General features: G+C 37.9%; 17 protein-coding genes. 7 read left to right on the forward strand and 10 right to left on the reverse strand.

Annotated features, from left to right (window positions below):
* Positions 1-48: 48 nt before the first annotated feature.
* Positions 49-1,281 carry a geranylgeranyl reductase family protein gene (locus H6607_09640; protein ID MCB9262623.1) on the forward strand — a complete coding sequence of 411 codons (1,233 nt, stop codon included), beginning with the start codon at positions 49-51 and terminating at the stop codon, positions 1,279-1,281.
* Between the two features lie 16 nt (positions 1,282-1,297).
* On the opposite strand, the gene H6607_09645 is transcribed toward H6607_09640, so the two are convergent.
* The 3 genes from H6607_09645 to H6607_09655 all read right to left on the reverse strand — a co-directional run bounded on the left by H6607_09645 (position 1,298) and on the right by H6607_09655 (position 3,704).
* Entirely contained in the window at positions 1,298-1,840 is a 543-nt protein-coding gene (locus H6607_09645; protein ID MCB9262624.1) for a hypothetical protein, read from the reverse strand.
* A gap of 410 nt (positions 1,841-2,250) precedes the next feature.
* Positions 2,251-3,093, reverse strand: a complete 843-nt coding sequence (locus tag H6607_09650; GenBank protein MCB9262625.1) for an alpha/beta hydrolase — start codon at positions 3,091-3,093, stop codon at positions 2,251-2,253.
* A 2-nt stretch (positions 3,094-3,095) separates the two neighbouring features.
* Complete coding sequence (locus H6607_09655; GenBank protein MCB9262626.1) at positions 3,096-3,704, reverse strand: peptidylprolyl isomerase; 609 nt, start codon at positions 3,702-3,704, stop codon at positions 3,096-3,098.
* Positions 3,705-3,774: 70 nt separating this feature from the next.
* Between H6607_09655 and H6607_09660 the strand changes: the two genes are divergently transcribed.
* The 5 genes from H6607_09660 to H6607_09680 all read left to right on the forward strand — a co-directional run bounded on the left by H6607_09660 (position 3,775) and on the right by H6607_09680 (position 8,201).
* The gene (locus H6607_09660; protein ID MCB9262627.1) at positions 3,775-5,022 is read left to right on the forward strand and encodes a competence/damage-inducible protein A; all 1,248 of its coding nucleotides are present in this window, start codon (positions 3,775-3,777) and stop codon (positions 5,020-5,022) included.
* Positions 5,019-5,960 carry a hypothetical protein gene (locus H6607_09665; GenBank protein ID MCB9262628.1) on the forward strand — a complete coding sequence of 314 codons (942 nt, stop codon included), beginning with the start codon at positions 5,019-5,021 and terminating at the stop codon, positions 5,958-5,960. The genes H6607_09660 and H6607_09665 overlap by 4 nt, the downstream gene beginning before the upstream one ends.
* Before the next feature lie 288 nt (positions 5,961-6,248).
* Positions 6,249-6,812, forward strand: coding sequence for a 30S ribosomal protein S16 (locus tag H6607_09670; GenBank protein ID MCB9262629.1), 564 nt, complete (start codon positions 6,249-6,251; stop codon positions 6,810-6,812).
* Between the two features lie 10 nt (positions 6,813-6,822).
* Positions 6,823-7,311: a hypothetical protein gene (locus H6607_09675; GenBank protein MCB9262630.1), complete on the forward strand. Its 489-nt coding sequence runs from the start codon at positions 6,823-6,825 to the stop codon at positions 7,309-7,311.
* Positions 7,312-7,334: 23 nt separating this feature from the next.
* Positions 7,335-8,201 carry a hypothetical protein gene (locus tag H6607_09680; protein ID MCB9262631.1) on the forward strand — a complete coding sequence of 289 codons (867 nt, stop codon included), beginning with the start codon at positions 7,335-7,337 and terminating at the stop codon, positions 8,199-8,201.
* Between the two features lie 61 nt (positions 8,202-8,262).
* Here the strand turns inward: H6607_09680 and H6607_09685 are convergent, their stop codons facing one another.
* From H6607_09685 to H6607_09700, 4 genes are all read right to left on the reverse strand, one after another.
* A complete protein-coding gene (locus tag H6607_09685; protein MCB9262632.1) occupies positions 8,263-9,216 on the reverse strand; it encodes a peptidoglycan-binding protein in 954 nt (317 codons plus the stop codon).
* Between the two features lie 96 nt (positions 9,217-9,312).
* Entirely contained in the window at positions 9,313-10,029 is a 717-nt protein-coding gene (locus tag H6607_09690; protein MCB9262633.1) for a lipoprotein signal peptidase, read from the reverse strand.
* A gap of 12 nt (positions 10,030-10,041) precedes the next feature.
* Positions 10,042-10,428, reverse strand: coding sequence for a TraR/DksA family transcriptional regulator (locus tag H6607_09695; GenBank protein MCB9262634.1), 387 nt, complete (start codon positions 10,426-10,428; stop codon positions 10,042-10,044).
* 9 nt (positions 10,429-10,437) lie between these two features.
* Positions 10,438-13,860, reverse strand: a complete 3,423-nt coding sequence (locus tag H6607_09700; GenBank protein MCB9262635.1) for an isoleucine--tRNA ligase — start codon at positions 13,858-13,860, stop codon at positions 10,438-10,440.
* 37 nt (positions 13,861-13,897) lie between these two features.
* Here H6607_09700 and H6607_09705 point away from each other — a divergent pair, with 37 nt between their 5' ends.
* A complete protein-coding gene (locus tag H6607_09705; GenBank protein ID MCB9262636.1) occupies positions 13,898-14,617 on the forward strand; it encodes a hypothetical protein in 720 nt (239 codons plus the stop codon).
* Between the two features lie 75 nt (positions 14,618-14,692).
* Here H6607_09705 and H6607_09710 read toward each other — a convergent pair whose 3' ends face one another.
* The 3 genes from H6607_09710 to H6607_09720 form a co-directional block, all read right to left on the reverse strand.
* Entirely contained in the window at positions 14,693-15,607 is a 915-nt protein-coding gene (locus H6607_09710) for a 3-hydroxybutyryl-CoA dehydrogenase (GenBank protein ID MCB9262637.1), read from the reverse strand.
* A gap of 69 nt (positions 15,608-15,676) precedes the next feature.
* On the reverse strand, positions 15,677-16,768 hold the full coding sequence (locus H6607_09715) for an efflux RND transporter periplasmic adaptor subunit (GenBank protein MCB9262638.1): 1,092 nt from the start codon (positions 16,766-16,768) through the stop codon (positions 15,677-15,679).
* A gap of 46 nt (positions 16,769-16,814) precedes the next feature.
* The gene (locus tag H6607_09720) at positions 16,815-21,155 is read right to left on the reverse strand and encodes a CusA/CzcA family heavy metal efflux RND transporter (protein ID MCB9262639.1); all 4,341 of its coding nucleotides are present in this window, start codon (positions 21,153-21,155) and stop codon (positions 16,815-16,817) included.
* Positions 21,156-21,186 lie beyond the last annotated feature (31 nt).

Consider the following 21,186-nt stretch of genomic DNA (forward strand, 5'->3'; position numbering starts at 1 on the left):
TTGTAAAAAACTCGCAACTTTGCCGCTCAAAAAAAGTGAGAGCGAATAGTGAGTTTTAATCATTACCCTATTGCAATACTTGGTGCCGGCCCTGCGGGAGCGACTGTTTCCATGGGGCTTACCTCAAAAAAAATCAATCATATTTTGATTGACAAGGCTACTTTTCCGCGTGACAAGATATGTGGCGATGCACTTAGCGGAAAAGTGGTTTATGCACTCAACCGAGTAAAACCTGACGTGGTAAAACAAATTGCAGAAACATCCAAAACCTTTTTGCCAAGCTGGGGAATAAGTTTTATTGCCCCTAACGGAAAGAGACTAAACATTCCTTTCACAACCAACAAAGAAAAAATTCAATACCCCCCAGGGTTTATTTCTACCCGCTTTGATTTCGATAATTTATTGGTAGAAAACACAAAATCAAACCATTGCACACCATTGTTTGACACAGAGGTAGAGAAAATTGAAATTACAGATAATTGTACCATTAATTTAAAAAATGGCCAATCAATAACCGCCGACCTGATTGTTGATTGCAGCGGAGCCCACTCTCCCATTGCCCGAAATTTTGGCTTTGAATTGGAGCATAAACACCACTGTGCGGGACTAAGACAATACTACGAAAATGTGGCCGGATTGAGCGAGGAAGGGTATATTGAATTGCATTTTATAAAAAATGTTTTGCCCGGCTATTTCTGGATTTTTCCGATGACCAACAACCGTGCTAATGTGGGCATAGGCATGTTGACAGATGCCGTTTCCAAAAACAAAATCAACCTAAAAAGCGAATTAAAAAACATTATTGAAAACCACCCTGAAATAAGCAAACGGTTTAAAAATGCTAAACCATTAGAGTCGGTAAAAGGTTGGGGGCTTCCGTTGGGCTCAAAGAAAAGAGAACTTGCCCACAACCGGATTTTGTTTTGCGGAGACGCTGCATCTTTGATTGACCCATTTACCGGAGAAGGTATTGGCAATGCCATGATTAGTGCCAAATATGCCACCGACGTGGCAGCCAAAGCCATTGTGAGAAATGATTTTTCTATAGAAAACTTAAACGAATATACCCAATTGGTTTACAAACATTTGGGGCCGGAGCTAAACATTAGTCATCAACTTCAAAAGATGGTAAAATACCCATGGTTATTCAATTTTGTGGCAAACAAGGGGCATAAAAGTGCTGCTTTTAGAGAACTTTTAACCTCGATGTTTGAAAATGTTGATCTCCGAAAAAAGTTTAAAGACCCCAAGTTTTATTTCAACTTGTTGTTTAATAAATAATTGGTTGGAATCAGTTTTATTGATTTGGGAAACTGTAGGTTATATCGCATTCAACAATACGTGCCATAAACCGTTCCATTTCTTTTTGGTTGAGCAAGCAAATATGTTTCTTTCCAGTTTTTTTATTTTCTATTGTTGCCGTATAATTTTTAGCATCGCGATTGATTGATACCATGATGAATTTATGCTTAGTTCGATTTAAGTGAATGTAACAAAATTTTTCTGCGATGATAAACTTGTCCGAGAACTGATGCCCGTATTTTAATTCAATGAGCTTCATTGAGGCAAGCGGGACAAAGAAGAATGAAGCATTAAAGCTAAAAATTAACCGAAGGTCGTTTCCGTTATCCGAACCAAAATTCCAAATAGAAATAATATACAAAAAATTGATAATCAAGTAAATCCACATCGGAAATTTCTTACTCGGTTTATTATTGCTATCCAAAATTTCAAACGATTTGTATTTATTTTTTTCTAAAAATTTTAAATAAACGCCCGCATCAGAATCCAACCAGAGATAAAAGAATAAAATTTCTATTAGCATTAATCCTGAGTTCATTATCCAAAATTTCTCATCTTTAACTGTTTCAATGGCTAACAATCCCAATGAGAGCATTGAAATGAAATAAACTAAATAAAAAGCAAATTGGGAATGTGATATATATCTGGGGTTTTCCATTGAAAGTCGAATTTACGAAACGGATATCATTTATTAGTTAGAAATATTGTACGAAAACTTAAAACTTATCGAGGGTTTTATATGAAACCAATATTTACAATAGGGAATGGCCTAATTATGATTAATTTGTAAATATCATAATGGTAAAAGTTGTTATTATGCTTTTTGAAAAAATATCATTATAGCACAAAATCTTATTATGATATTTACTCCCGATAAACAGTCGAATATGGAAACCAACTGAGAATTTCGACATAAACCGAGATCTAAATCCCACGATTATCAATTCATCACTCCAGCAGCACAAATTCTGAAGTTTCGTCCATCACTTTTAACAAATCGGTTGGTAAATTTTCGGAAGTCCACGGATGACTCGAACCGAACGTATGATTACCGTTGGTTTCTAAATAAACCGAATGCTTTACAAATTCATGAATCTTTCGACTGTTCGATATTGGTGCAGTCTCGTCATCTTTGCCGTGTATAAGCATTAATTCTTGATCAAAATCAGCAATTCGTTTAGCCAAATTCAGCCTTTCCGCATGGTCGAGATAATCTTTTCGGAATGAATAATTTATTGGGTACACATCACCTGTTCGTGCATTTTTTACTTCTACAAAACCCCTTTCTTGCCAAGCGGCATCGTCTTCCATTTCAACAAATTTGCCGAGATTGAAAGCACCTGCCCATGTAATTACCTTTCCAATTCTATCATCCTCAATGGATTTTAGCAAACATATAGGTGCCCCACGACTGTGGCCAATCACACTAATGTTTTCGGGATTAAAATAATACTTATACTCCTCATTGTCTTTGCAAATCCAATCCAACACAAGGCCTAAATCATCCAACTCAAGGCTGAAGGTATTTTCGGCAAAAGCCTCTGCATCCGAAATATCGTTAAGATTTTTGACAGACACTCCATTGTGAGAAAAATTCATTTTGATGAAAAAAATGCCAGCCTCTGCCATTTTTTCGGCAACCAAATTCCAAGCTCCCCAATCTTTAAAACCTTTAAAGCCATGACAAAACAATGCGATGGGCATATTTCGCATTTCCGGATTATAGTTCACATCAAACGTTATTGGACGTTTGCCTGAGCCTTTTATGCTAATTTCTTCTTTAAAAATCAAGATTATGGAAGTTTAATCATTTGACTTGCAGCATCAAATTTTTTTGCTGTTTTACCCACTCTGATGATGTTTACCTTTTCTATCTTATCACCCACTGTAATGCTTTTTACCACATCCATTCCCTTTATAACATATCCAAATACATTGTACGCCCCGTCCAAATGCTCGGTTGCTCCCATGGTTATATAAAATTGGCTGCCGTTGGTGTTCACACCGCTGTTGGCCATGGCCACGGTTCCTTCTTTGTAATGCTTTAATTTTGGCGAAACTTCTGTGCCAAATCGATACCCCGGCCCCCCCGCTCCATTGCCAAGAGGGTCTCCGCCTTGAATAACAAAACCCGGAACCACCCGATGAAAAGTAAGTCCGTCAAAAAATGGTTCACCCAGTTTTTTGATGGTATTTTCGATACTACCTTCGGCCAATCCTACAAAATTTGCGGTGGTTACCGGTGCAAGTTCAGGTTCTAATTTTATGTAAATATTTCCTTTGGAAGTCATCAGTTCGGCATATAAACCTTTTTCTAAATCCAACGATTTAATGACTTTCTTATAGGAATTTCCGCAAGAAATTACCGCCAAAAGAACCGAAACAAAAATGAGTTTTCGCATCAATATTAATTTTTGGCAAATATAAAGTCTGATAACATTTCTTGCTCCATCAACCTATCTTTGCATCGGTTTGAAAGCAGAAATAATTACCATTGGCGACGAAATTTTAATTGGTCAAATAGTTGACACCAACTCCGCATGGATAGGTCAAAACCTAAATATGCATGGTTGGGAAATAAATCGAATAATCAGTATTTCCGACTCGAAATCTGAAATTATTTCGGCCATAGACGAATCGCTCAACCGAGCTGATTTGGTAATAATGACCGGAGGTTTGGGACCCACAAAAGACGATATTACCAAACACACACTTTGTACCTATTTCAGCACAGAATTGGTTTTTCATGAGCCAACATTTCAGCACGTTTCCAAAATTTTTAAAAGGCTAAACCGAGAGGTTTCGGAGGTAAACAAGTTGCAGGCTTATGTTCCGGCCAATTGCATACCGCTTTTCAATACATTTGGAACAGCCCCAGGAATGTGGTTTGATACCCCGCGAGGCATTTTGATCAGTTTGCCCGGAGTGCCTTACGAAATGAAAGAAATTTTAACCAATCAGGTTTTTCCCAAAATCAACAATTTATCGAACGATGTGGTTTTGCACAAAACATTGATGGTGTTGGGCTTTCCCGAATCAGAAATAAGCCAACAAATAAGCGACATTGAGGACAATTTGCCTAACGAATTAAAATTAGCCTACTTGCCGCATTACCGCTCTGTTCGGCTGAGAATTACTGCCAAAGGCAACAACGAAAAGCATTTACAAAGCGAAGTAAAAATGGCTGCCAATAAAATAAAGAACATTTTGGGCGATGCTATAATTTCTGATGAAGGCGAAACTGTGGCAGAAGTTGTTGGTAGGATGCTCAGGGATAACGGCGAAACCGTATCCCTTGCCGAAAGTTGTACCGGAGGTTATTTGGCACATTTAATTACCTCCGTTCCGGGCAGTTCTACTTATTTTCCGGGTTCGGTGGTAACCTATTCGTACGAAAATAAAACCGAACAATTGGGCGTTGATAGTGATATGCTTTGGAAACAAGGAGCTGTAAGCCAGGAAGTGGTTGAAAAAATGGCCGCATCGGTACGACAAAAAATGAATGCGACGTACGGCGTAGCCATTTCGGGTATTGCCGGTCCAAGTGGCGGCACCGAGGATAAGCCTGTTGGCACGGTTTGGATGGCCGTGGCTACCCAAAATGAGATTATCAGCAAAGTGCATCATCTTGGTGGCGACCGCATACAAAACATCGAACGCTCAGCGAATTTGGCGTTGGAAATGTTGTTGAAGGTAATCTTAGAAAACCAAAAAATATGAATCTAACTAAAACGCTGGCTATTTTATCTTTACTTGTTGGTCAATTAAATCTGTTTGGGCAGTGTTCTTGGGAAGAGGCTTACATGCAACCAAAACCTGAGTTTCTAAACGAAGTTGATTTCTACAGCGACATGGTGGACTTGGTTTCTGATTCATTGGGCAATTATTTCTTAAAAATTGACACCAACAAGTTGCATCAACCGGATTTTATTGTGAAAAAAGAGTTTTTTATTTTTGACAAAACGGCTATTTTTACAGAAAATTTTCTTAATCGTAATTGCTATTTAGAAATTAAAAACAATGCCGATTCACAACTGATTTTTACCGATACTTTTCTGCGAGCCGACTACACAAATGCCAAGTATTTTGTATTTATTAATGTGTATATTCCAAGCCATAAGTCATTAATAATCAATAAAAAAACAGGCGAAATAATTAAAATACCAGGCTCGTACACCGTAGTTGGCAACTCAGATACTTGTATTTATTTGAGGTACAACGGTTTTAAACCACTGAAAAACAAAGATTTAGGTAGAAAACTAAAATATGGAAATTGTGTAGCACTAAGCAGCAACGGAATAAGGCTTATTGCACATACAACAATTAGAAGATACTCTTTAGGCGATACTTTCTTTTTTTCGGAACAGTTTAAAGTATTTTCTAAAGAACTTTACGAAATTGATTTTGATTGCGAAACCTTTAATGTCTGCAAAATTAAAGTTTTTCATAACCAAAAATTAATTGATAGTTTCGAAAGAACGACACCTCGCTTTGCTTCCCCTGGTTCTACTTCTGCTGTTCAGTATGGAGATACATTGGAGGTTTTCAATCACCTATACATTTCCGATAACTTAAAGCATATATTCACTCCCGTTCAGCCAAAGGTTAAATTCAACCCAAAGATTATTCAAACCATAGTTTTAACGAGTGGGAACTAAATATTAACGACAGTTTGTCATTATTCAAGACTATTTTTGAGTTAAAACCAAACTCATCCGATAAAATGAATGCTACGAAAAATGGAGTGGAAATAAAAAATGAAAGCACGCATTACATTTCGGTTGTTCTTTTCGATACAAAAAACAATCGGATAGTTGCTTTCCCAAAATTCGAGTACCAATAATACTTCTCTCCTATTTAAGCCAAAACAATCCTTGTTTTTCTAAAACAAAAAAACGACTTTTGCCGCCCCGGATTTGGAGACTCCGGGAATTAATAAAAGATTTATGTCAGTAAAATTAAGATTAGTTAGAAAAGGGCGAAAATCAAAGCCTTTTTACTACATTGTGGCGGCGGATGCACGTGCTCCAAGAGACGGTAGATTTATTGAAAGAGTTGGTTCGTACAATCCGAACACCAACCCGGCAACAATCGACCTTGACCTTGACAAATCAGTGCAATGGCTGCAAAACGGTGCTCAACCAACAGACACGGTTAGAGCCATTTTGAGCTACAGAGGTGTGTTGTATAAACATCACCTATTAAAAGGAGCTGCCATAGGTGCATTTCCGGTTGAAGAAGTTGAAACAAAATTTCAAGATTGGTTAGACCAAAAAGAAGGCCGCATTCAAGGAAAACGTGACCGATTGGCGGACGCTAAAGAGGCTGCTAAAAAAGAAGCTTTAGATCGTGAGGCAAAAGTTCGGGAAGAGCGTGAAAAAGCTATTTTGGCAAAAAATTCACCTCTTGCAGAGGAAGTAGCAGAAGAAACCACCGAAGAAGTTGTAGAAGATACAGCCGAAGAAACTGCCCCAGAGACTTCGTCTGAAGAAACTTCAACTGAGGAATAATTTACATTAAATGATATTTTCTGCTCATCCACTTATGTTGGTGGGTAAAATCAACAAAACCCACAGCTATGAAGGTTTGTTGAGAGTAGAATTTATCGAAGAAATAGATTTTAAGGAACCGTTGTTTTTGTTAATCAATCAAAAACCGGTTCCTTTTTTTATTGAATCCATTTCAGGTTCTAACCCGTATGTAGTAAAATTCTATGATGTAAACACATTTGAAGAAGCACAGCTTATTCAAGGGCAGCAACTATTTATGACCGGAACCGAAGATCAGAATGAGGCTCTTTTTGTAGAGGGATATGCTGTGGTAGATGTAGAAAAGGGCAAAATTGGTATTATTGAAGAAGTCATAGAAAATCCGGCACATCCCATTTTAAAATTGGAATATCAATCAAAAGAGTGCCTGATACCATTGGTGGAAGAATTTATCCATTCGTTTGATCATAAATCAAAAATACTTACCATGAATTTGCCGGAAGGTTTGCTTGATTTGTAAATGCGGTGTAGATTGGCTGCCTAATGCTCAGTAAGATTTTATACTATTTTATAATCAAGCCGATTTCGTTTATGCCGTTTTGGGTGCTTTATCGATTATCGGATATTCTTTATTTTGTAATTTACTATTTGGTTGGCTATCGAAAAAAAGTGGTTCGAACCAATTTGTGCAATTCATTTCCAGCAAAAAATCAACAAGAACGTAGAAGCATCGAAAAAAAATTCTATCGCCATTTTTGCGACTTGATTGTGGAAAGCGTAAAACTATTCAGCATTTCCAAAAAAGAAATAAATAAACGTTTTACTATCCAAAATCCGGAGTTAATAAATCAGTATGCCCGCAACAATCAATCTGTTATTTTGGTTGGTGGTCATTACAATAACTGGGAAATTTTGGCGGTGGGAATTAGCCAGCAAATTGAACTTCAAGCTGTTGGATTGTATTCCAAACTTAAAAACGATTTCTTTAATAGAATCATGCTTCAATCTCGCGGAAAATATGGTCTAAGGCTTGTTTCAACTCGCGAAACTTCGAGTTACTTTTTGAACGAAAGTCATAAGAATACGGTAACCATTTTTGGTGCCGACCAAAGTCCGACGCATAGCAAAACGGTATATTGGATGGACTTTTTAAATCAAGAAACTGCGGTGGCCACGGGCACCGAACGATTTGCCAAGCTGTATAACTATCCGGTAATTTTTGGTGCCATTAGTAAGGTTAAAAGAGGTTATTATTCTTTTAAAATGGATTTAATTAGCGATAATCCATCTGTAGAACCTCTAGAATTCATAACCCAAAAACATACCTCAATGTTGGAAAAACAGATTAAAGATTTACCAGAATATTGGCTTTGGACGCACAAGCGTTGGAAGCGGAAAAAAAATTCTTAAAAAGAAGCAAAAAAAAACACCGAATAAATCGGTGTTTTTTTTTTTGAAGAACCAATAGTAATTAGTTCCAGTATCTTTCAGCAATACCTAAATGTTTCAAGGTTTCTTTGTTAAGGTTTCCAACTGGCAACCCGTTGTCTTGCTGATATTTAATCAAAGCATTTTTTGTGTCTTTACCCATGATGTTGTCAGCTCTTGCTGGACCTACATCATAACCTTTGGCCATAAGAGCCATTTGCACCTGACGAACCAAATCATTGGTAATGTTTTTATTACAAACAACTTCTCTGTATTCGTCCATACCTCCAGCTTTAACCAAAACTCTTTTAGTTACAGTAGAGTATTCGGCAGGAACTTCTACAGTGCTAACAGTCGCAGCAGAAACTTGAACTTGTTTTGTAATAGTGCTGTACTCAGCAGGAATTTCAACTTCTACTGTTTTAGCGGCTTCTACCATTACTTGTTTTGTAACAGTTTTGTACTCGGCAGGAATTTCAACTTCAACTGTTTTAGCAGCTTCAACCAATACTTGTTTTGTAACCGTTTTGTACTGAGCAGGAACTTCTACCATACACCAAACGATACAATCGTCAGTATTTTCTGAGCGACACATTGCATCTTTTTGTTTTTCCCATTTTGTTGTAGCTTCTTCTACCAAAACACGCTCAGTTCTTGTTTCGTAACGAGCAGGAATTGTTTGAATTTTTTTAGAAGCTTCTTTTACCAAAATACGCTCTGTTCTAGTTTCGTATTTAGCTGGAATTACAGTTAATTTTTTAGAAGCTTCTTTTACTAAAACTCTTTCTGTTCTTGTTTCAAATTTTGCAGGAACAGCAACTTGTTTTGTACTAGCTTCTTTAACCATAACTCTTTCCGTTTCAGTTTTCCACTGATCTGGAATGTAACACTTTGCGTAACACTTACCCGGTGTTGCATTAGCAGGCAATCCGTTCTGTGCGTTTGCCATACCAAACGATAAAGCAAAAGCGGCAATTAATAGTGAAAGTTTTCTCATTTCGATCTTTTTTTTAAATATTACTACTTTTTATAAGTATGGGGCAAATTTATAAATACCCAACGTACTTCAAAAACTTAATGGATTAATTTTTAATTATTTTGTTTCCTCGGTCAATGTATCCTGTCCAAATTCTTCCATTTCGGTATCTTTTGATTCAGAATTAAGAACAATGGAAGAATTTCCAAACAATTCTCGTTTAAAAACAAGAATAGATATAAGTCCAATGCTTATGGAAGCATCTGCCAGATTAAATATAGCACTAAAAAAAGTAAAAGGCTGCCCGCCAACCACAGGAAACCAACTTGGGTAGGTGCCTTGAAAAAGGGGGAAATAAAACATATCTACCACTTTTCCGTAAAACAGTTTTCCATAATTGTTTCCATCAACGGCCCACTCTGCGGGTAGGCCAAACACATGACTTTGGGTAAACCACAAACCGTAGAAAACGCTGTCAATAATATTGCCTAATGCTCCGGCAAGGATGAGTGCAATTAGAATAATGGTTCCCTTTTTTGCTCCATTTCTAATTTGATGAATAAGGTAATAAATGATACCAGAAACTGCAACTAACCGAAAAAGAGTTAGAAAAAGTTTTCCTTTTCCATCCGGTCTGCCAAAGGTTAGCCCAAAAGCCATACCATCGTTTTCGGTAAAATGTAGTTTAAACCAATTGGCTATAACTGGTATTTCTCCATTTTCTCCCAAAACCATATTGGTTTTTACCCAAAATTTTAAAAACTGGTCTGCACTTAATATTAGAAGAACCACAAAAATGGCAAGAACAAATTTGCCAAAAAGACCTTTTTTTATTTCTTGTTCCAATTATCTGTATTGATTTACTTTGGCGGCCATACTTTGTGTGGTATGAGGCACTGCTTTTAATCGCTCTTTTGAAATAAGGTTTCCAGTAACGCGACAAATTCCATAAGTCCGATTTTTAATTCGTACTAATGCCGCCTCTAAATTGAATACATATTTTTTCAATCGAGCTGCCATTTGCGATATACTCTCTTTTTGCAAGGTAGATGAACCGTCTTCCATAGTTTTGTAAGAACTACCTGTATCATCGGTGCCATTTTCGTTTTCGCTTTGCAAAGATTTAATAAGGTTGTTCAACTCTTCTTTCGCATCGGCTAATTTTTTTTCGATTAACTCTTTGAATTCTTCCAATTCCGCATCAGAGTATCTTGTTTTTTCTTGTTCACTCATAACAGTTTATTAAGCCTTATGAATATTTACTCGTAACTTAAATTCATTAATTTCAACTTCGTCCTCGCTCTGCACTACATCAAAAACCTCAATAGAGGCAGCTAAAATTTCGCCGCGAATATAATCATTAAACTCATCGATTGCCATATTAATTTTAGGCATCGATTGGAGCTCCACCACAATTTTATCCGTAACCTGTAAGTCTTTGATTTTACGGAGGTTTTGAATTTTATTTACCAATTCTCTGGCCAAACCTTCCAGCTCAAGTTGTTCGGTAATGGTCATGTCTAACGCCACAGTTAACCCATTTTCGCTCACCACCTGCCAACCCGGCATGTCTGTAGATGCAATTTGAACATCTTCCAAAGCCAGCTCAAATGTGCTGCCATTGGATAGATGCAGTTCTATTGAACCATTACCCTGAAGAGCGGCTATATCTTCTTGCGATAATGCCTTGCAGGCTTCTGCGATAAATTTCATGTTGGCTCCGGCTTTGGGACCAAGTTGTTTAAAATTAGGCTTGGCTTCTTGCACAATCTGAATTGAGCTATCGGCTGTCAAAAACTCAATTTCTTTGATATTAACTTCTTGTTTTATTATTTCCGTTACAGACAAAATTTGATTTTTAATCTCATCATTTTGTATCGGAATAAGCAGTTTTTGAAGGGGTTGACGTACTTTAACCATTTCTTTTTTGCGAATGGCCAATACCATGGAGGTTAATCTTTGAGCGAGTAGCATTTTTTGCTCCAAATCTTTGTTTATGAGTGCCGTGGTAAACACCGGAAAATCTGCTAAATGAACTGACTCTTTTTCTTTACCCCCTGTCAAATCTACATAAAGTTTATCTGCATAAAACGGTGAAAAAGAAGCCATTAAAACCGAAATATCATGTAAACAGGTATATAAAACTTGGTAGGCTGCTTCTTTGTCTTTTGGATTGTCGTTTTTCCAAAATCGTTTTCTGCAAAGCCGAATGTACCAGTTGCTCAAATGGTCTGTCACAAATTCTTCAATAGCTCTGGTGGCCTTTGTAGGTTCATAATCATCCATTGCATCCTGCACTTCGGCTATCAAGCTGTTGAGTTTTGAAATAATCCATCGGTCAATTTCCTGCCAATCTGTTGATTCAATTTTTTCATTGGCCTTAAATCCATCAATATTGGCATACAAAGCAAAGAATGAATAAACGTTATAAAGGGTTCCAAAAAACTTCCTTTTGGTTTCATCCAACCCGGCTTCATCAAATTTCAAATTGTCCCATGGCGAGGCATTTGTAAGCATATACCACCTCACAATATCGGCCCCAAATGAGTCCATCGTTTTAAATGGGTCAACTGTATTGCCCAAGCGTTTCGACATTTTATTGCCGTTTTTATCAAGCACCAAGCCGTTAGAAACAACATTTTTATATGCCACCGAATCAAAAACCATGGTGCCGATGGCATGAAGCGTATAAAACCAACCGCGGGTTTGGTCAACTCCTTCGGCAATATAGTCGGCAGGAAAAGCGGTGTTTTGATCAATTTTTTCTTTATTCTCGAATGGATAATGCCACTGAGCATAAGGCATAGAGCCACTGTCAAACCAAACGTCTATCAAATCACTTTCGCGATGCATTGGTTTTCCGGTAGATGAGGTTAAGACTATTTTGTCAACCACATTTTTGTGTAAATCAATTTTCTGATAGTTTGCCTCGCTCATATTGCCAACCTCAAAATGGGCAAACGGATTGCTAGTCATATTTCCAAGCTCAATGGATTTGTTGATTTGACCGACTAATTCTTCTACCGAACCGATTATAATTTCTTCCGAACCATCCTCTGTTCGCCAAATAGGTAGCGGTATGCCCCAGTATCTTGATCGGGACAAATTCCAATCATTTGCATTTATTAGCCAATTGCCAAACCGCCCCTCCCCTGTTGCTTTCGGTTTCCAATTGATGGTTTGGTTTAAATCATACATTCTATCCCGCACATCGGTTACCTTAATAAACCATGAATCGAGTGGATAATACAAAATAGGTTTATCAGTCCGCCAACAATTTGGGTAGCTGTGTTTGTATTTCTCAACTTTAAAGGCTCTATTTTCTTCTTTCAGGTGGATAGCAATTTCTACGTCCACCGATTTTTCTGGAACTTCGCCCTCGTTGTAGTATTCATTTTTGACATACTTCCCTGCATGTTCTCCGACATGTTTGGTAAATTTTCCTTGCAAATCAACCAACGGAATTGGGTTTCCATTGTCATCCAACACCAACATTGGCGGCACTTCGGGCTTTGCATTTTTGGCGGCTTTAGCATCATCAGCACCAAAGGTTGGGGCGGTGTGTACAATTCCCGTTCCATCTGCGGTAGTTACAAAATCACCCGAAATTACTCTAAAGGCATTTTCGGCCTTTTGATAGGGTTGAGCATATTTGAGCAATTGTTCGTAACGCAAACCTACCAAATCTTTACCTTTAAATTCATCAAGAATTAGATATGGTATCTTTTTGTTATTTACCGAAGTCGATTCAAAATCAACTTCATTTTCTACCTTTTCAAATCCACCCGAAAACTGACTGGCAACCAATGTTTTTGCCAAAACCACTTTAATTGGGAGTTTGGTATATTGATTAAACGTTTTTACCAGTACATAATCAATATTTTCTCCAACGGTTAAGGCAGTATTGCTGGGCAATGTCCACGGTGTGGTTGTCCAGGCCAAAAAGAAAACATCTCCACTTGTTTCTTTCCATGGAGGATTTATTCCTTCTCTTTTTTCGTATTTGAACTGGGCAACAATGGTGGTATCGGTCACATCCTGATACGTTCCGGGTTGATTTAGCTCATGGCTGCTCAACCCTGTTCCGGCCTTTGGAGAATATGGCTGTATGGTGTATCCTTTATATATCAATCCTTTATCATAAATTTGTTTGAGCAACCACCAAACGCTCTCCATATATTTGGGTTCATAGGTAATATAGGGATGCTCCATATCTACCCAATAGCCCATTTGTTTGGTTAAATTATTCCAAATATCGGTATATCGCATTACGGCCTTTTTGCAGGCTTCGTTGTATTCTTCTACCGTTATTTTTTTGCCAATGTCTTCTTTGGTTATGCCCAATTCTTTTTCAACACCCAATTCTACGGGCAAACCGTGCGTATCCCATCCGGCTTTTCGGTGTACCTGAAAACCTTGCAACGTTTTGTATCGACAAAAGATATCTTTGATGGTTCTGGCCATAACGTGATGAATGCCAGGCATACCATTGGCCGATGGCGGACCTTCAAAAAAAACATACGGTTTGGCTCCATTTCTATTGGAAATGCTCTTCTCAAAAATGTTATTTTTAGCCCAATATTCTGAAACTTCTTTTTCAAATGCAGGCAAATCAAAGCCTTTGTATTCGCCGTAAATTTTATTTTTGGATAATGAATTTGTCATGTTGTATCTTCGTTTTTTTGAAGAAGCGGCAAATTTAGTGAATTCAACACAAGACTATCCGGTTAAATTGTTTTCAAATCACACATTGATTTTGGTAGTCTTAAAAATCCACTTGGTCTTCTTTCTAATTATTACTCCGGGCATTGGTTTGAAAGGTTTTTCGCAGAGCAGAAATTTGGTGGTTATTATTGATACATTTATTGGCTCGCAAAAAGATTTTTTTTACGTAAAAGTCACCCATCAAGATACTCCTTCAGAAGCTTCCTATTACTGCTATTCCAATCCGGTTTACCAAATGACTTTCGCACTTGAAATCTCTTCCGATTCTTCCGTATTACAATTTGATTATGACGGTAATGGTAGCTATCTTGAAATACAAAAAATTCATTCGCTCAAATCTGACACATTGATAATCAATCGTTTTGAAATGATTGCCAATAACTCTTTTGATTCACTAAAAACCGGAATAGAGTATTATCGATTAAAGCAGACAAACGATTCTATCCGAGCAAAACTTTACAGGTCGGCATACGTAAAAACCATTAACCCTAATAGAGATACCAGCGTTATTGGGCTTCACTATGTGATTAACGGCAATGAATATTCAACACGTTGCCATTGGAGTTTTAACAATCATGGAGTTTCTGTAACGAGTATATCACAAGAAAAACGCATAGGCATTTTGCGAAGAAAAGTAAGAGTTAAAACCAGAAGCATTCGCCAATACCGCATTAGAATTGCTATTATTTCACTTTAAAATACATACTTCAAATTCTCTGCAAATCTGAAGTATGTATTTTCACTTCCAAAATAACCCTAATTCTGTGAGGCTCTATCTACAGGCACTTACAAGCGATGGCTTACAAAAACTGTGACTAACCACCAAATCTTTGGTGCCGTGAGTCCAATTGTAAAAACCTTCGCCTGATTTTACGCCTAATTTTCCAGCATTTACCATATTAACCAACAACGGACATGGAGCATATTTTTGATTTCCAAACCCATTGTAAAGCACTTCCAAAATGGCTTTGCACACGTCAAGACCAATAAAATCGGCCAACTGCAAAGGCCCCATTGGGTGGGCCATACCTAATTTCATAACCGTATCTATCTCTTCTACCCCACCAACACCTTCATACAAGGTGTAAATAGCCTCATTAATCATGGGCATCAAAATGCGGTTGGCAATAAAACCAGGATAATCATTGGACATAGCAGGCACTTTACCAATGTTTTTTGAAAGGGTAATGATGCTTTCTGTTACCTCTTTCGATGTGCTGTAGCCATTGATAACTTCTACCAATTTCATCACCGGAACCGGATTCATAAAGTGCATTCCAATAACCTTTTCGGGTCTTTTTGTAACGGCTGCCAATTGAGTGATAGAAATTGAAGAGGTATTGGAAGCCAAAATGCAATCTGCCGGACAATTATCGTCCATTTCTTTAAAAATTTTGAGCTTTAACTCCAACTGTTCGGTGGCCGCTTCCACCACCAAATCGCAGTTGCTTACCCCATCCACCATATTGGTAAAAGTGGTTATTCTTCCAAGTGTTTCATTTTTTTGACCCTCTGTCAAAACGCCTTTGGCTATTTGTCGGTCGAGATTTTTGCCAATGGTGGCCAATGCTTTTTCTAATGCCGAATCTTTGATATCAATTAAATTAACCTGATACCCATTTTGAGCAAAAACATGTGCAATGCCATTTCCCATTGTTCCCGAACCTATTACACCAACTATTTTCATACTTTTTATTTTTTGCGGCGAAAATAACCATAGCAATCTTACAATACCAAAAAGGAATATTACTTCCTTTTATTCTTCATCGCTGTTGTTTAGAGCCATCAGCAAATCATACGCTCCTTCTACGGCAAACTCCTTATCTATCAACTGTTGACCATTGATTATCTGAATTTTACCATCAGAAGTACTCCCGATTTGAATTTCAATCATTTTAAATTGGTTATTACCTTGATTTTCAAAAATGTAATGTTTGCCTTCATAAAAAACCACCGCCTGCTCCGGCAATACAAATGCATTATCATATCCAGATTCTATTTCGGCATTCATAAAGGTTCCGGGTGTGAGTTCGTTTGAGTTTTGAAGCTCGCAAAGCACCTCCGCAACACCCTGATCAGAAAGGGTTTTGTTAATAGAAAACACCTTTCCCGAATATTTTTTTTGAGTGTTATTGTTGGTATAGGCCATCACCAAAACACCTTCGGATATTCTATCTAAATCTTTTTCAAAAACTGATAACGATAGATACGAACTATTGGCTGTAATCAATTCAAACAATACATCCTCCGGATTAAAATAGCTACCCGGGTTCGCATTGATTTTGGTAACAAAACCATCGGATGATGCCCGCAAACTGATGGTTTTTGAGATATTATCTACCGAAAGATTTTGTGGATTTAAACCTAATATTTTCAACTTTTCTTCCAATGATTTGGCGGCAATTTGTTGAGTGCGATATGCAGTTTCAGCTTGCTCAAATGCTTTGTTGCTGGAAGCCTGCGTTGAGTTGAGTTCCTTTTGTCGCACATACTCCTTTTGCAACATGCCAAGCTGCACTTTTGCCACCAAATAATCTTCTTGCAACTGTACATAGTGAGGTGCTTCAATTTCGGCCAAAACCTGCCCTTTTTTAACCGATTTTCCGACAAACAAATTCATTTTGGTAAGATAACCGGCATAGGCCATACATACCGATAGTTTGTTTTTGGCAGGAGATATCAATTTGCCATTCGATATAATTTTTGAATGAAGCTTTTTTGATTCCAATTTGCCAAGTTTAACGTGGGCGTTTTCTATCTGTTTTGCCGTCAATTCAAGTACATTCGCTTCACTTTCTGTTGGTACTTCTTCTTGTTTATTTTCTCGTTTACATGAAATGAAAAGCATTGATAAACAAGTTATTATAATAATATTTTTCATATTTTTCTTACTGCTATTTTTCTATCAAATAATTTAACTCTACGATTGCCTGGTTTCGATTTTTCTGTAATTCTAAAAATTCCAATTCGATGTTTAATGCCTCATTCATTTGCCAAATCCACTCAACATACCTTATCCCTCCCTCTTTTAGTTGCTTTTGACTCAAATCAATTATCTTATCGAAATTGTTGTTGAAATTTCGTTCGTATTTTGCCAATTGTTCCTCCGAGTTTTGATAATTCCAAAATGCTTGTTGCAGCTCAACCATCATCTGGTTTTGTTTGGCTACAAATTGTTGCTCAACAATTTTTTCGTTTAGAACAGCGGCTTTTATCTGAGTGCGTTGACCAGATGCAAAAATGGGCACCCCCACACCTACCTGCACAGACTGAAACTGCATTTTGCTATCGTATAGTTGATTGTTTGAACCATATCCCTGCATACTCATTAAATTATATCCAAGCGACAGCTCCGGCTGCATTTTTAAACGTTCATTTTGAGTGTTGAGTTCAGCAGTTTTTAATTGCTGCTCATACCACTGCATTTCTGGATGCCCATAAACTGAAAGTGAGTCAGAATTATTAAACGCCGCTCTTTGAGGCATTTTATCTGTCAACTCAAACTTTGTTTCAGAATTAAGAAGCAATTGAAATTGACTTTTAAGAAAATGAATGCTCTGGCTTATATTCAACAATTGCAAATTCATTTTTGCCGATTGATTTTCGGCCAACGCTTTTTCTATTGCATCACAATCTCCGGCCTCAAATCTCTGTCGAGTCACATCCACCAATTTTGAAAACATTGAATCTAACCGAATCAAAGTCTTTTGTTTTTCTATGAGATAAACAAGCTCAAAATAGACTGCCGAAACATTTTTGGCGAGTATTTTTTCCTCAACTTTAGTTTGCAATACACTGCTCTCCCACTCAGCAGTAAGCCAACGGCCTTTTGCCAAATAAACGTTTGGAAGTGCAAAATTTTGAGAAACACCAACATTCTTATCAAAATAGAAACTGTTTATTTGTCCGGCCTCTACCGAAAACTGAGTAGGGCTGAGTGTTCGTTTTGTGGCAATCATTTGATGATTGTATTCTTGTTTGAGCCTTTCTATTTTTAGAAAATTATTGTTTTTGATAGCGGTATCAATGGCCTGCTTTAAACTTATTGGCGATTGAGCTTGTGTTGAGGCAACCGCAAACAATAGCAGCAAAACAGAGGCACTTTTTTTAACTTTTGGTCTCCAAGATTTCTCGACAGAAGAGTAAAGAATAGGCAATACAAATAGGGTTAAAAAAGTAGAAACCAACAAGCCTCCAATAACCACTGTTGCTAAAGGCCTTTGCACCTCGGCTCCCTCGCCAGTGCTCAGAGCCATGGGTATAAAGCCCAAAGAGGCCACGAACGCCGTCATTAATACCGGCCTCAACCGTAGTTTTGATGCGGTAATGGCTATGCGATTATTGTTTATAAAGCCGAGTTGTTTGTGTCTGTTAAATTCAGAAATAAGAACAATTCCATTTAAAACTGCCACACCGAACAAGGCAATAAAACCAATGCCGGCAGATATGCTAAATGGCAAACCTCGCACCACCAGTGCCAACACACCGCCAATGGCCGAAAGCGGAATGGCTGTATAAATAAGTAAACTCTGTTTTAATGACCCAAAAGCAAAATATAACATAAGAAATACCACAAAAAGCACAATGGGCGTGGCAATAGACAACCTCGATTTGGCAGCTTCTAAATTTTCAAATGCTCCGCCGTAGGTAATAAAATAGCCGGGCGGAAGTTTTATTTGTTTTTCCACTTTTTGTTGCATTTCCTGCACCACCGACTGCACATCTTTTCCTCTAACGTTGAAGCCAACCACAATTCTTCGTTGCGAATTTTCGCGTTGAATTTGATTGTATCCGCTGCTTACTTGCACGTCGGCCAAAAGACTGAGCGGAACGTGGTTACCATTGGGAGTTTCAATAAGCAGATTTTGAACATCCGAAACATCACTCCGTTGGCTTTTTTCCAATTTTACAACAAGGTCAAATCGCTTTTCCCCTTCATATATCACCCCGCAATTTCTACCGGCAAAAGCAGCGTTTACCATACTATTTATATCCTCAATGGCTAATCCATATTGCGATATAATCTGACGATTATAGGAAATAACAATTTGGGGCATTCCCGCAACCGCCTCAACATATACGCCACTGCTACCCTTTACCGATTTGCATATAGCACCAAACTTTTGGGCATAATGCTCTAAAGTATCCATATTCTCACCAAATATTTTGCAAACCACATCTTGCCTGGCTCCCGAAATAAGTTCGTTAAACCGCATGGCCACCGGATATTGAAACCCAAACGTAACCCCCGGAATCTCATCAAGCACTTCAATCATTTTTGCCTCTAAATCGGCATAGGAGCTTGCCGAAGTCCAGTCTTTTCGGTCTTTTAGCACAATTACCATGTCCGATGCGTCCAAAGGCATGGGGTCTGTAGGCACTTCGCTTGTACCAGTTTTGGTAACAATTTTTTCTATTTCTGGGAATTTTGACAACAGTAATTTTGATGCCTTGGAGGCTCCATCTACCGATGTGTTGATATTGCTTCCGGTTAAAACCCTTGTTTCTACGGCAAAATCTCCTTCGGGCAAGTTGGGAATAAACTCGCCACCCAACCTTGTAGAAAGAAACAGCGTTATTACAAGTAATACCAAAACGCTTGATATAACAACATATTTGTTGCGAAACGATCGAAGTAATTGTTTGTGGTAGGCTGTCTCCACTTTTCCCATTATTCGGTCAGACAAATTGTTTTTTGAAGTTCTTTGTTTTCCCAATATCCAGGCACTCATCATAGGCACATAAGTCAGTGACAGCACAAAAGCTCCGAGCAAGGCAAAAGCTACTGTTTGAGCCATAGGTTTAAACATTTTACCCTCTATTCCTTTCATTGAAAAAATGGGTAGATAAACCAACACAATGATTATTTGACCAAATACCGCACTATTCATCATTCGTGAAGAAGTGTGTTTTACCTCTTCATCCATACGAGATTGAGGCATTGAGGCATACATTTCGGAGGAATTTAATTTCGAAAATCGGTGCACCACAGCTTCCACAATAATCACCGCTCCATCCACTATAAGTCCAAAATCTATTGCCCCGAGGCTCATTAAATTTCCGCTGATACCAAAAATGTTCATTAAAATAATGGCAAAAAGCATGGAGAGCGGAATAACGGATGCCACCAACAATCCGGCACGAACATTTCCTAAAAACAAAACAAGCACAAAAATGACGATTAAAGCTCCTTCTATCAGGTTTTTAGAAACCGTGCCAATGGCATTGTTTACCATTTTCGACCTATCCAAAAATGGGTCTATTTCGATGCCCTCCGGGAGTGTTTTTCGTATTTCCTTTATGCGTTTTTTGATGTTTTTGATAACTGTATTACTGTTTGCATCTTTAAGCATCATTACCACCGCACCAGATACCTCCTGAGTTCCGTTGTAGGTCATTGCTCCAAAACGAGTAGCATTTCCAATTTCTACTTTAGCCACATCACTAATATGTAAAGGTATCCCTCCGGGCAACATTTTTACCACCATCTGCTCAATGTCTTGATTGCTTTTTGCAAGCCCCTCGGTTCTTATAAACAGCACAATAGGTCCTTTTTCGATATACGACCCTCCAATGTTTTGATTGTTTTTTTCGAGAGCCGAAAAAATCTCCGAAACACTGACCTGATAAGATTTTAGCTTGGCAGGGTCAATAACAATCTCATATTGCTTGAGCCTTCCTCCAAAACTGCTAACCTCTGCCACACCTTCTACACCCAAAAGCTGCCTTTTTATAATCCAGTCCTGAATGGTTCTTAAATCCATTGCATTATACTTTTGTTCGTATCCTTTTTTGGGTCGAACAGTATATTGATAAATCTCGCCCAAACCGGTAGAAACCGGAGCAAGAAATGGTGTACCAAATTCTTTGGGAATTTCGTGGCTCATTTGTTGCAGCCGTTCCGAAATTTGCTGTCGAGCCCAATAAATATTGATATTATCTTCAAAAACGACAGTGACCACCGACAAACCGAATCGAGAAAAACTTCGTAGTTCTTTAATTTCGGGAGTGCCTTGCAAACCCTGTTCTATCGGAAAAGTAATCAACCGTTCAATATCTCCTGCTCCCAAGGCTGAAGCTACGGTTATTACCTGAACCTGATTATTCGTAATGTCGGGAACCGCATCTATTGGTAATCGGCTTGTTTCGTATATGCCATAAACCAGCAATGTAACGGTTAATATGGCAACAATAAACTTGTTTTTTATGGAAAAATGAATAATCCGTGAAAGCATTTAAAATTAAATTTTAATGATTAAAAAATAG

This window comes from Flavobacteriales bacterium (assembly GCA_020635395.1).
Taxonomy (GTDB): domain Bacteria; phylum Bacteroidota; class Bacteroidia; order NS11-12g; family UBA9320; genus UBA987.

Bases quoted from the DNA above. Each gene is read 5' to 3' on its own strand.
- H6607_09685 (MCB9262632.1), bottom strand. From the start codon at position 9,216: ATGAGAAAACTTTCACTATTAATTGCCGCTTTTGCTTTATCGTTTGGT.
- H6607_09670 (MCB9262629.1), top strand. From the start codon at position 6,249: ATGTCAGTAAAATTAAGATTAGTTAGAAAAGGGCGAAAATCAAAGCCT.
- H6607_09720 (MCB9262639.1), bottom strand. From the start codon at position 21,155: ATGCTTTCACGGATTATTCATTTTTCCATAAAAAACAAGTTTATTGTT.
- H6607_09655 (MCB9262626.1), bottom strand. From the start codon at position 3,704: ATGCGAAAACTCATTTTTGTTTCGGTTCTTTTGGCGGTAATTTCTTGC.
- H6607_09695 (MCB9262634.1), bottom strand. From the start codon at position 10,428: ATGAGTGAACAAGAAAAAACAAGATACTCTGATGCGGAATTGGAAGAA.
- H6607_09710 (MCB9262637.1), bottom strand. From the start codon at position 15,607: ATGAAAATAGTTGGTGTAATAGGTTCGGGAACAATGGGAAATGGCATT.
- H6607_09680 (MCB9262631.1), top strand. From the start codon at position 7,335: ATGCTCAGTAAGATTTTATACTATTTTATAATCAAGCCGATTTCGTTT.
- H6607_09665 (MCB9262628.1), top strand. From the start codon at position 5,019: ATGAATCTAACTAAAACGCTGGCTATTTTATCTTTACTTGTTGGTCAA.
- H6607_09645 (MCB9262624.1), bottom strand. From the start codon at position 1,840: ATGAACTCAGGATTAATGCTAATAGAAATTTTATTCTTTTATCTCTGG.
- H6607_09715 (MCB9262638.1), bottom strand. From the start codon at position 16,768: ATGCTTTTCATTTCATGTAAACGAGAAAATAAACAAGAAGAAGTACCA.
- H6607_09700 (MCB9262635.1), bottom strand. From the start codon at position 13,860: ATGACAAATTCATTATCCAAAAATAAAATTTACGGCGAATACAAAGGC.
- H6607_09675 (MCB9262630.1), top strand. From the start codon at position 6,823: ATGATATTTTCTGCTCATCCACTTATGTTGGTGGGTAAAATCAACAAA.